This window comes from Paenibacillus sp. JT22N12 (assembly GCF_056269365.1).
The window spans coordinates 19,744-31,608 of the sequence record NZ_JBWDNU010000015.1; the positions used below are offsets into that span (position 1 = coordinate 19,744).

The window sequence follows — 11,865 nt, forward strand, 5'->3', positions numbered from 1 at the left end:
ACGCCGGAGAGTGGCGAGAGCCGGTTCTTCCTGCATACATGATCGAAAGTAATTCATGACGTCAGTCCGGACAGATAAACGATCCTGTTTAACCTATATTTTCTAAACAGTTCTTCGCCTTTACTTGTGTTTCATAAATTCAATCATGTATAATGGGGACAAGTGATGGTGTGCGGCAAATAATAATGAATCCTTTCCCTTGTTTTGAGCGGCATACAACAGCATAAGACACGGCTTCCTTGATAGAATGATGCGAATCTGATCAGGCAGGCTGATGTCCGCTTCTATCAGGCATTTTGCAATCGGAAGCATTCCATGTCCCGCCCAAGCATGAAGCTGGGTCACCGGACATTGTTTTGCTTTGCTTATTCACTAAAGTTTTATAAGTTTCATTAACATTTGACCATGGTTACGAAGATTTTCTTCGTAAAAAATATAACATGCTAACGAAGCGACTTTATTTCGTGAGGGTGATTGATTCTACACTTATGAATTTGGTTTTACTTCGTAAAAATTAGGAGGTACGGATACAATTGTCAAAGAAAAACAGCCAAGATAAGCTGCTCATATTTGCTTTGGGCGGCGTCGGCGAAATCGGAAAAAATATGTATGTCGTTCAGTATGGGAACGATATTGTCGTAGTCGATGCAGGTTTGAAATTTCCGGAAGAAGATATGCTCGGTATTGATATCGTGATTCCGGATATTACGTATTTAACGGAAAATAAGGACAAGGTACGGGCTATTCTTATCACGCACGGACATGAGGATCATATTGGCGGACTGCCTTATGTATTGAAGCATCTGAATGTTCCTGTTTATGCCACAAAGCTGACACTCGGATTGATTGAAGGCAAGTTGAAAGAGGCTGGTCTGCTTGGCGAAACGAAGCGGATTCTGATTAATGCCGATTCCGAAATTCAGCTCGGCACGATCAAGGCATCATTCTTCAAAACCAATCACAGTATTCCGGATTCGGTTGGTGTTTGTCTCGATACGCCGGAAGGCACGATTGTCCACACAGGCGATTTCAAATTCGACCATACGCCGGTTAATAATCAATATGCGGATCTTCAGCGTATTGCGGACATTGGCCGACGGGGCGTACTCGCTCTATTGTCGGACAGTACGAATGCGGAACGCGCAGGGTTTACACCGTCGGAGAGCATGATCGGTCCTTCTCTTGAGGATATTTTCCGCAAAGCTACACAGCGTGTAGTTATCGCTACCTTTGCTTCCAACGTGCACCGGATTCAACAGGTTATTAACGCCGCTATGGCTACGAAACGCAAAATCGTTGTCGTTGGCCGCAGTATGGTGAACGTGGTGTCTATAGCTTCTGAACTGGGTTATTTAACCATTCCGGAAGGCATGCTGATCGAGCCTGAAGAAATCAACAAGATGGCGGCTGACCGCGTCGTTGTGCTCTCCACAGGAAGTCAAGGCGAGCCCATGTCGGCTCTTACGCGTATGGCTCGTTCTACGCATCGCAAAGTGGACATCCTGCCGGGAGATACGGTTATTATTGCAGCTACGCCTATTCCAGGGAATGAGCGTTATGTGGGACGCACGGTGGACGAGCTTTTCCGCTTGGGCGCCAATGTTATTTACGGTCCGGGATCTGTTTCCGGCGTTCACGTATCCGGTCACGGAAGTCAGGAAGAATTGAAGCTGATGCTCAATCTGATCCGTCCAAAATATTTTATTCCGATCCATGGCGAGTACCGGATGCTCCGTCAGCATTCCCTGCTTGCAGAGGCGGTTGGCATCGAACGGGAGAACATTTTCATTATCGACAACGGGGATACGATCGATGTCCAGGGTGGAGTAGCCCGTAAAGGCAGCAAAGTACCTGCCGGTAATGTATTGATTGATGGTTTGGGTGTCGGCGATGTAGGAAATATCGTACTTCGTGACCGTAAATTGCTATCGCAGGATGGTATCCTCGTGGTTGTGGTTACGCTCAGCAAACAAGACGGCGCTATTTTGTCCGGTCCGGATATCATTTCCCGCGGATTTGTGTATGTGCGTGAATCCGAAGGGCTGCTTGAGGAAGCGAACCGCATCGTGACATCGACTCTGCATAAATTAATGAATGATAAGGTGAACGAATGGGCTTCACTGAAAACCAATGTGAAGGACGCGCTCGGCCGTTTCTTATACGAACAGACGCGCCGCCGTCCAATGATTCTGCCTATTATCATGGAAGTATAATGATTTTCAGCCAAGACTGATAAACATGCAAAACGGTTTTCTCCTGTCCGGTTCGTTCCGGGTGGGAGTAAACCGTTTTTTGTTATACATAAACTTGTTCTCACGAAAGCGGCAAAGGGACGTGCCAGACCGTCAATTCCGAATAAACCGTATAATAATTCTCTGTCCTTCCATACTATGCAGAGCACATGAAAGCACAGGATTGATTCCTGGCGAATAGGCATAAGGAGGACAAATCACATGCGGGAAATCGAATGGCTTCAAAAATCGGAACAGCCGGATCCTGAAGGCGGCGACCGGAAAATGGTGAATCCTACGCTGGAAACGCTGCAGCAGCTGGGACAGACGACGATACCCACAACAGAATCTAACGTATTCTGCATGACCATCATTGGGCAGGTTGAAGGGCATATGGTGCTCCCTCCACAAAATAAAACGACCAAATACGAGCATATTATTCCACAACTGGTGGCGGCGGAGCAGAATCCAAAAATCGAAGGCCTGATCATCGTGCTGAATACGGTGGGCGGGGATGTTGAGGCCGGTCTTGCCATTGCCGAGATGATTTCCTCGCTGACGAAGCCGACCGTTACTCTTGTTCTGGGCGGCGGCCATTCCATTGGCGTACCCATCGCCGTAGCAGGAATGAAGTCATTTATCGCCGAGACCGCGACGATGACCATCCATCCTATCCGGATGAACGGCATGTTTATCGGAGTACCGCAAACCTTTGAATATTTGGAGAAAATGCAGGAGCGGGTGGTACGGTATGTGACTTCACACTCGAACATAAGCACCGAGATGTTCAAAGAACTGATGTTCAAGACCGGGGAGCTTAACCGCGATATCGGGACAACCGTAATCGGGGTGGATGCGGTCAAGTATGGATTGATCGATGCGGTCGGCGGGATTGGAGTGGCGCTGCGGGAGCTGGATGGTTTTATTGCGGAACGCAAGAGAATGGGGCCGGGAGGGCTGACGCAATGACGCTGTACACGACGATGCCGCTGGAGCTTGTCCTGGATGGAATGGATGAACAGCCTGGTCCATATGTGGACATCACCATAGGCAATGTAAGAATGCAAATTGAGCCGATCTCACCGGGGATCGGTAAAATCGTCCGGCTGCTCGAGTGTCCATTGGACGCTTATTTGCAGCCGCAGTATTCACCGGGCACGGTTATTTTATTTGGCTCCCGATCTTCCTGAAACAGCTGTTTTTCTCATAGTAAAGCTTCGGGGTGGGGTTATGAGCAGTTGGCAGCTCTACCCTGGATTGGAGATTAGTAGCGGCATCCAGAGGCCTCGTATGGTATAATGGCAACCAGAGGTGACTGAAGTTGGCGAAAAAAAAGCGAAGAAGAAAGAGCTCGATTGGGACGAGCCTAAAATATGAGGTTTATGGTATTTTGTTGATTACGGTGTCCGTCATCGCGCTTTCGGGTGAAGCTACGGTAGGACGTTCATTGTCCAAACTGTTTGGACTGATGCTTGGAAAGTTTTACTTTGCCCTGGCTCTTGTAGGCATTTACGTCGGTCTGACCGTTATGATCAAACGTACCTGGCCATCCGGCTGGTCGACCCGCAAGACCGGGATTTTGCTGCTGGTGCTGGCATTTACGCTGATGAGCTCGATTACGGTAATGGATCAGAAAACAGAGCCTACCGGGGGGTTGACTTCCGGTTACATATTAAGTCAATTAGGCGGCGATATTCGTGCTTCGTTAATTGATACTCCTGTCCTGGATGACGGCAGCGTTGCTCCGAGAGCAATCAGCGGCGGTTATGCAGGGGCAATCCAGTATACGCTGCTTTATTGGTTATTTGGTTATTTTGGCGCCAAATTCATTATGATCGTCATGTTTGCCATTTCTATTATGTTGATGACAGGCCGGTCCTATGTGGATTTGATGAAAGCCCTGCGCGTCCGGGGCGGACGTTTCTGGTCGCTAATGCGGGCGAAGCTGGCTGCCAGACGATCAGCGCAGCTTGCAGCAGCTCCGGCAAGAGGGGGCAAGGGCGCAGCCCCTATTATTCAGGATGATGATTTGGAAGATGATGAGGATGATCTTTATCAGCCGCGTCCCCGGGCGGCAAGGAGGAAAATTCCTTTTTTCTCCTGGTTTAATGAAACATCGGATCCCGAGGAGCACTCAAGCAGCGACAAGGACGATTGGCAGATGGATGACGACCATCTGGTTCAGCCTGCCGGAAGCAGCCGCAGCAGAGTACCGCAGTGGAATGACGATGATGAAGAGGGCAGCGCTGAATGGCAGGCTTATAATGCCGGCAAAGGCAGTCCGGCAGTGGTGCCGGAGGTTTTTGATCCTTCAGGCGAAATCGAGCTTCCTCCTGCAATAGACAGCAGCAGGGGACTGATCGATAATACGGCTTTCCAAGGAGAAGATCTGGAACCGCATCTTGTCGATGGGGAAGAAATAGATCATGAATTTACCAGCATCTCTTCTCCAAGCTCGCCGCCCGTAAGTCCGGCAATCGAAACTGGCGAACTGGCAGAGGGCTCCGCCGCTGCAAATCCTGTTCCCCGTGTGCCTGCCGTCAAGCCTTATCAGCTGCCGTCACTCTCGCTGCTGACCAAGCCGAGCGGCAGCGGCAGAGCGGGGGAAGCTGCGGATGCGAATGACTCCCGCCGGAAACTGGAAGCTACGCTTGAAAGTTTTGGGGTACGGGCGAAGGTTTTGGATGTTGTGCGCGGTCCGGCCGTAACCCGATATGAGGTACAGCCCGCGACAGGCGTCAAAGTAAGCCGGATAGTCGGACTGACCGATGATATCGCCCTCGCGCTGGCTGCCAAGGATATCAGAATGGAAGCGCCTATTCCAGGCAAATCCGCCATTGGCATCGAGGTGCCCAACACCGAGGTATCCGTCGTCACGATGCGCGAGGTTATGGAGATGCCTGCATTCTTGAATGCGCCTTCGAAGCTGTCCATCGCCTTCGGAAGGGATATTTCCGGCCAGACGATAGTGGGAAATCTTGCGAAAATGCCCCATCTTCTCGTTGCCGGGGCGACAGGTTCGGGTAAATCCGTTTGCATTAACGGTATCATTACCAGCATTCTATACAAGGCGCGACCGGATGAAGTCAAGTTTCTGATGGTCGATCCGAAGATGGTTGAGCTTAATGTGTACAACGGCATTCCCCATCTGCTGGCGCCTGTTGTCACCGATCCGAGACGGGCGTCGCTTGCCTTGAAGAAGATCGTTGTGGAGATGGAGAAACGTTATGAGCTGTTTTCCAAGTCGGGCACGCGCAATATAGAAGGCTATAATAATCTGATGGCGGAGAATCCATCCGCGGTTCTGCCTTATATTGTCGTCATCGTGGATGAATTAGCCGATTTGATGATGGTCGCCGCCAATGACGTCGAGGATGCGATCTGCCGTCTCGCCCAAATGGCCCGTGCCGCCGGCATCCATCTGATTATCGCGACACAGCGCCCGTCCGTTGATGTCATCACCGGACTGATCAAGGCGAATATACCATCCCGGATCGCCTTTGGCGTTTCGTCTCAGGTCGATTCCCGGACGATTCTGGATATGGTTGGAGCGGAAAAGCTGCTGGGACGCGGGGATATGCTTTTCCTGCCTGTTGGAATGTCCAAGCCCATCCGGGTGCAGGGGGCGTTCCTTTCCGACCAGGAGGTGGAAGCCGTGGTAAACTATTCGCGCGGTCAGGCCGAAGCGGAGTATACGAATGATCTGGTACCCGAAGTGGATGATTCCATGCCGGAAGCGGATGAACAGATGGATGAGCTGTATGATCAGGCTGTCCGTATTGTTCTTGAAGCCAAGCAGGCATCCGTATCCCTGCTTCAGAGACGCATGCGAGTAGGCTATACGCGCGCGGCCCGGCTGATTGACCAAATGGAGGCACGCAGCATTATAGGGCCTTATGAAGGCAGCAAACCGCGTGAGGTTCTGCTGACAGTGGATCAGTATGATGCAGGAAAGATTAGCTCGTAAGTCAAATTCGTGCATAGAAGGCAATCCGATTTCTCATACTAGGAATAAGCTTCGCTTGCTTTTAGAATCCGCAAGAGAAAGGCAGATTCCAAAGATGAGAAATCGATTAATAATGGTGACCGTCGTCATCGTTCTTCTGTTGTTCGGCGCGTTCACGCTTAAGCATGGCAACAGCGGGAAAACCGCTGAAACTTTCAGCAGCGCCACGTTAAAGCCCGGATCATCCGGAAAAGATGTCAGTGAACTGCAGGGCCGTCTGAAGTATTTGGGATTTTTTGATGGCAAGGTGGATGGCCAGTTCGGGTCTACGACGAAAAATGCCGTCACGTGGTTTCAATGGAAATTCGGAATGAAATCCGATGGCGTTGTCGGGGCAAAAACCAAGCTGAAGCTTTGGGAGGCTACAAAGAGCTGGAAGCCAACCGCCGCGGACGCTCCGGCTCCTGCATCAGGCGGAGATGGCGGGAATACGGGTTCCTCGGGCGGAGGATCCAATGAAACGAAGTCCTCGAAGCTGGGACTATCCGCAAATGATTTGAAGCTGATGGCCAACGCCGTATATGGAGAATCCCGCGGTGAGCCGTACGTCGGTCAGGTTGCCGTTGCCGCTGTTATTCTAAACCGCGTCAAATCGCCAAGCTTTCCGAATTCGATATCGGGCGTTATTTTTCAGCCGGGGGCATTCACGGCAGTTGCGGATGGACAAATCTGGCTGACTCCCAACGAGAGCGCCACAAAAGCCGTCAATGACGCCATTAACGGCTGGGATCCATCAGGGGGCTGTACCTATTATTTCAACCCTGAGACAGCGACATCCAAATGGATATGGTCCCGTCCGCAGGTCAAAACGATTGGCAAACATATTTTCTGCATGTGATGCATGTTCACCCGAAGCAGCCCGTTTATGAACGCGGGTTGCTTCTTCCATTTCTCATCAGTTAGAATGGAATAGAGCTTTGAAAAATGGAATAGATTGACTTAGGAATAAGAAACTATTAGCGGAAGGGGACGCGAGGCGTGACCAAATCTGCATTTGAACGAGGACAGCTTAACCGTATACGTTTGCACGTCTTACCGACACAACGATTCAAGACATTCTCCATTTCGCTTTATATGGGGTCTCCCTTAACGGAAGCAACAGTGACAGCCAACGCATTGATACCATTCGTGCTGCGGCGCGGCACCGCTTCTACACCCGAGACTATCGCATTCCGCGAACGTCTGGATGAGCTTTATGGCGCAGGTTTCGGATTCGACGTGTACAAGCGTGGAGATTCGCAAATCATCCAGTTCCGGATGGATGTTATCAATGACCGGTTTGTTTCTTCCGAGCAGCCGCTTCTGGCTTCCTCGCTTAAATTTCTTGGTGAGGTGCTGACTGCACCGGCAGTGGAGAATGGATATTTTCGCGATAAATACGTCCAGGCCGAGAAAGAGACGCTGCGCAAACGTCTCGAAGCGATCATTAACGATAAAATCCGTTACGCAGCGGAGCGCTGTCTGGAGGAAATGTGCCGCGACGAGCCTTACCGCCTTCATCCGCTTGGCCAAATGGCCGATATTGATGCCATAACGCCGCAAAGTTTAACAGAGAGATATCAATCCTTATTATCCGAAGCTGCTTTCGATTTGTATGTGGTTGGGGATACGACGCTTGAAGAAGTCAAATCGCTTGTAGCAGAAGCTTTCCAGACAGGTTCAGGGACACCGTCGTCTTACACGATGCCGCCTGTTGCGCGTAAGGTTGCCGATGTGCGAACCGTCATTGAGCGGATGGATGTCAGTCAAGGCAAGCTCAATATGGGCCTGCGGATCAATACCTCGTACGGTGATGAGGATTACCCTGCAGCGCTGATGTATAACGGGATACTGGGCGGTTATCCGCATTCCAAGCTGTTCCTGAATGTCAGGGAAAAAGCAAGCCTGGCCTATTATGCGGCTTCCCGTCTGGATGGGCATAAAGGCATCTGCACCATACAATCCGGTATTGAAATCGATAATTTCGACAAAGCGACCGCTATCATTGAGGAGCAGCTGGCGAGCATGCGAACCGGTACCTACAGCGATCTGGAAATGAATCAGACCAAGGCGATGATTGCCAATCACCTTCGTGAGCTGCAGGACTCCGCCAATGAGATGATTGGGTTCGATTTCAATGCAATTTTAACCGGGCGCGAGCGTTCTGCAGATGAACTGATGCGCCAGGTGCAGGCGGTAACTGCCGGGCAGATTGCGGCTATTGCCCAAAAAACAGAGCTGGATACGATATATTTCCTGCGCGACGGGAAGGAGGACTAAGCCTGTGGAAACATTAGCTTATCCAGGCGTTCAAGAAACGATATACCGGGAAGTTCTGCCGAATGGACTGGAGGTTGTTATTTTACCGAAAGCAGGCTTCAGCAAAACCTACGCCACATTTTCAACGCGTTATGGTTCGGTAGACAACCGCTTTTCAGTTGGCGGAGAGGAGCCGGTGTCCGTACCGGATGGAATTGCCCATTTTCTTGAGCATAAAATGTTCGAGGAGCCAACGGGCGATGTGTTTGCCACATTCGCTTCCCAGGGAGCGTCGGCCAATGCGTATACCAGCTTTGACCGTACGGTGTACTTGTTCTCCGCAACGGAGCAGATTGAGGCGAATCTGGAAACGCTGGTGAATTTCGTACAGAACCCTTATTTTACCGATGAAAATGTGGAGAAAGAAAAAGGCATCATCGAGCAGGAAATCAACATGTACCGCGATAATGCGGACTGGCGTGTTTATTTTGGACTGATCGACGCCTTGTACAACAATCATCCGATTCACATCGATATCGCCGGAACGGCGGAATCCATCGGAAAGATTGACAAGGAGACCCTTTACCGCTGCTATGAAACCTTTTACCATCCATCCAACATGTTTTTATTCATTGTTGGAGGAGTTGATCCAGGCAAGGTGATGGAGCTTGTACGGAGTAACCAGGCCCGGAAATCCTTCGAGCCGCAGGGGGCGATCAACCGCTTTTTTGATCCCGAGCCTACATCCGTCAAGAAAGCACGCAAAACAGCTGTTCTGCCCGTATCCATGCCAAAATGCATGATCGGTTTTAAAGAGGACCCCAAGCCGCTGGAGCCGGCCGGACTTCTCCGCAAAGAGCTGACAACCAAATTGATGCTGGATGCGTTGCTCAGTTCCAGCTCTCCGATCTATAACACACTGTATGACGATAAATTGATTTCCGATTCCTTCGGTCATGAATATAACAGCAGCGAGGATTATGCATTCTCAGTGATCGGCGGAGAGACCCCAGACCCTGACGAGCTGCTGGCGCGGCTCAAGGCAGCGATTGAAGCAGCCCGTGCAAGCGGACTTCAGGAAAGTGCTTTCGAACGGACACGCCGCAAAAAGATCGGTGGCTATCTCCGCATGCTGAATTCTCCCGAAGCGATTGCCGGAGAGTTTACACGTTATCGGTTCCGCGGCGCCGATTTGTTCAAGCTGGTGCCTATATATGAGAGCATTACTTTAGAGGAAGTCAACGAACGGCTGCGTGAGCATTTCAATTGGGACCGCATGGCAGTTTCGATCGTGGCCAAAGCTCCACTTTGAAAACATTAAATGAGATGACGGTGCTCGTGACCGGGGGAAGCCGCGGGATTGGCGCGGCAGTGTCGCGTCGCTTTGCCAAGGAAGGCATGAATGTCGTGATCCATTACAATGAAGCTCATGAGGCGGCCAATGAAACAGCCAGAAGCTGCATGCTTCTTGGTGCGGCTAATGTGACCACCGTCTCGGCTGATCTGCGCTCAAAGGAGAATTTGCTGCGGATGCAGGAGAAGCTGGATGCTCGCGGCATGATACCGGATATCCTCGTCAACAATGCTGGTATATCCCATAATGGGATGCTTGCCGATGTGTCGGAGGAAGAATGGGACGACGTGATGGCGGTTAATTTAAAAGGCATGTTTTTATGTACCCAGCTTTTTATGCCCGCTATGGTAACCCAGCGTTTTGGGCGCATTATTAATGTGTCTTCGATTTGGGGGTTATCGGGAGCGTCGTGCGAGGTGCTGTATTCCACAACCAAAGGCGGTATGAATGCATTTACGAAGGCGCTGGCCAAGGAGCTTGCGCCTTCCGGCGTGACCGTTAATGCAGTCGCTCCGGGCGCTGTCAATACAGTGATGCTCGATAACCTGGAGGCTGAAGAGATTTCAGCGCTGGAGATGGAAATCCCGGCGGGAAGACTTGGACAACCTGATGAAATTGCCTCTCTGGTCTATTTTCTGGCCCTGCCGGAATCGGCGTATATTACAGGGCAGATCATCAGTCCCAACGGCGGATGGCTCACTTGACCAACTTGGAATTAACTTTGAGTTCAAGGGGTCATATGGCGAATTTTCAAGGAATCGAAACTTTATGGCGGTTAAATTCGTCGTATAAGAAAGAACCTTTGCGCGCAAAATACGTTATGTTGCCGGATAACGGCTAACACGCAGAGGAGGCGTCAAACACATGTCAAACGTCCTTTCTAATTTCGACACATGGAAAAAGTTCTTGGCCGGTCGGGTGGAGCAGGGAAAGAAAATCGGTTTGAGCGAGGAATCCATTTCGGATCTTGCTTATGAAATCGGGGCTTTCCTTGGCGAGAAGGTCGATCCCAAGAATGAGCAGGAGCAGGCGCTCAAAGAAATTTGGGAAGTCGGCAATGAAGAAGAACGCAAAACCATCGCCGGGCTGATGGTCAAGCTTGTACAAAGATCGTAAGCAGATTGCTTGCGGAAGAGCCTCCCTTGAAGGGGGCTTTTCTGCAATCTTTTATAGATGTGTTGCAGGAATATGGCGAATATTGTAGAATAATCTTTCTTGAACGATTGAACTTATTTCCTCGAATGAGGTGTCAAATTTGGAAGTTAAACAATGGTATATGGAATATAAAATACATAAAAACCGACCGGGACTTTTGGGGGATATCGCTTCATTGCTTGGTATGCTGGAAGTCAATATTGTCACGATTAATGGGGTAGAAAATAGGACGCGAGGCATGCTGCTGCAGACGAATGATGAAGAGAAGATCGAAATTCTTGGCAGAATGCTGCAAAAGGTCGACAATATCACCGTGCTGAAGCTCAGAGAGCCCAAGTTAGTTGATATATTGGCTGTACGTCATGGCCGTTATATTGAACGTGATTCGGATGACCGCAAAACATTCCGGTTTACAAGAGACGAGCTTGGGCTGCTGGTGGATTTTCTGGGTGAAGTGTTCAAGCGTGACGGCAATCAAATCATCGGGCTTCGCGGCATGCCGCGGGTAGGCAAAACGGAGTCTATCATTGCGGGCAGTGTATGCTCCAATAAACGATGGACATTCGTTTCTTCAACCTTGCTGCGTCAGACTGTCCGCAGCCAATTGTCCGAGGAAGAAATGAATCCGAATAATATTTTTATTATCGATGGGATCGTCAGCACGGTGCGTTCCAATGAGAAACATCATGCTCTTCTTCAGGAGATCATGGCTATGCCCTCAACGAAGGTAATTGAACATCCCGATATGTTTATTAAAGAGTCGGAATATGATTACAGTGCTTTTGATTATATTATCGAACTGCGCAATACGCCGGATGAAGAGATTTCATACGATCTGTTTACATCCGGATTTCATGAATTTTAAGAATAGGAGGTGTGGT

General features: G+C 50.0%; 10 protein-coding genes. All 10 read left to right on the forward strand.

Annotation, left to right across the window (positions count from 1 at the left end):
• The first annotated feature begins 533 nt into the window (after positions 1 to 533).
• The 10 genes from AC0YOA_RS32480 (at position 534) to AC0YOA_RS32525 (ending at position 11,849) form a co-directional block, all read left to right on the forward strand.
• Positions 534 to 2,213 (forward strand): ribonuclease J, encoded by a 1,680-nt coding sequence (locus AC0YOA_RS32480; protein ID WP_210041099.1) that lies wholly within the window; start codon positions 534 to 536, stop codon positions 2,211 to 2,213.
• A gap of 240 nt (positions 2,214 to 2,453) precedes the next feature.
• Positions 2,454 to 3,200, forward strand: a complete 747-nt coding sequence (locus tag AC0YOA_RS32485; RefSeq protein ID WP_475790129.1) for a ClpP family protease — start codon at positions 2,454 to 2,456, stop codon at positions 3,198 to 3,200.
• Entirely contained in the window at positions 3,197 to 3,421 is a 225-nt protein-coding gene (locus AC0YOA_RS32490) for a YlzJ-like family protein (protein WP_210041097.1), read from the forward strand. Before AC0YOA_RS32485 ends, AC0YOA_RS32490 begins: the two co-directional genes overlap by 4 nt.
• Before the next feature lie 131 nt (positions 3,422 to 3,552).
• Entirely contained in the window at positions 3,553 to 6,198 is a 2,646-nt protein-coding gene (locus AC0YOA_RS32495) for an FtsK/SpoIIIE family DNA translocase (RefSeq protein WP_475790130.1), read from the forward strand.
• A gap of 94 nt (positions 6,199 to 6,292) precedes the next feature.
• Positions 6,293 to 7,075, forward strand: a complete 783-nt coding sequence (gene sleB, locus AC0YOA_RS32500; RefSeq protein WP_475790131.1) for a spore cortex-lytic enzyme — start codon at positions 6,293 to 6,295, stop codon at positions 7,073 to 7,075.
• A 140-nt stretch (positions 7,076 to 7,215) separates the two neighbouring features.
• Positions 7,216 to 8,496 (forward strand): EF-P 5-aminopentanol modification-associated protein YfmF, encoded by a 1,281-nt coding sequence (gene yfmF / locus AC0YOA_RS32505; protein ID WP_475767668.1) that lies wholly within the window; start codon positions 7,216 to 7,218, stop codon positions 8,494 to 8,496.
• A 4-nt stretch (positions 8,497 to 8,500) separates the two neighbouring features.
• Complete coding sequence (gene yfmH, locus AC0YOA_RS32510; protein WP_475790132.1) at positions 8,501 to 9,787, forward strand: EF-P 5-aminopentanol modification-associated protein YfmH; 1,287 nt, start codon at positions 8,501 to 8,503, stop codon at positions 9,785 to 9,787.
• A gap of 14 nt (positions 9,788 to 9,801) precedes the next feature.
• Positions 9,802 to 10,533 (forward strand): elongation factor P 5-aminopentanone reductase, encoded by a 732-nt coding sequence (gene ymfI, locus AC0YOA_RS32515; protein WP_475768398.1) that lies wholly within the window; start codon positions 9,802 to 9,804, stop codon positions 10,531 to 10,533.
• 160 nt (positions 10,534 to 10,693) lie between these two features.
• Complete coding sequence (locus AC0YOA_RS32520) at positions 10,694 to 10,945, forward strand: DUF3243 domain-containing protein (RefSeq protein ID WP_210041089.1); 252 nt, start codon at positions 10,694 to 10,696, stop codon at positions 10,943 to 10,945.
• A gap of 139 nt (positions 10,946 to 11,084) precedes the next feature.
• Entirely contained in the window at positions 11,085 to 11,849 is a 765-nt protein-coding gene (locus AC0YOA_RS32525; protein ID WP_379112710.1) for a DUF3388 domain-containing protein, read from the forward strand.
• Positions 11,850 to 11,865 lie beyond the last annotated feature (16 nt).

Bases quoted from the DNA above. Each gene is read 5' to 3' on its own strand.
- AC0YOA_RS32485 (WP_475790129.1), top strand. From the start codon at position 2,454: ATGCGGGAAATCGAATGGCTTCAAAAATCGGAACAGCCGGATCCTGAA.
- AC0YOA_RS32490 (WP_210041097.1), top strand. From the start codon at position 3,197: ATGACGCTGTACACGACGATGCCGCTGGAGCTTGTCCTGGATGGAATG.
- sleB (WP_475790131.1), top strand. From the start codon at position 6,293: ATGAGAAATCGATTAATAATGGTGACCGTCGTCATCGTTCTTCTGTTG.
- ymfI (WP_475768398.1), top strand. From the start codon at position 9,802: ATGACGGTGCTCGTGACCGGGGGAAGCCGCGGGATTGGCGCGGCAGTG.
- AC0YOA_RS32520 (WP_210041089.1), top strand. From the start codon at position 10,694: ATGTCAAACGTCCTTTCTAATTTCGACACATGGAAAAAGTTCTTGGCC.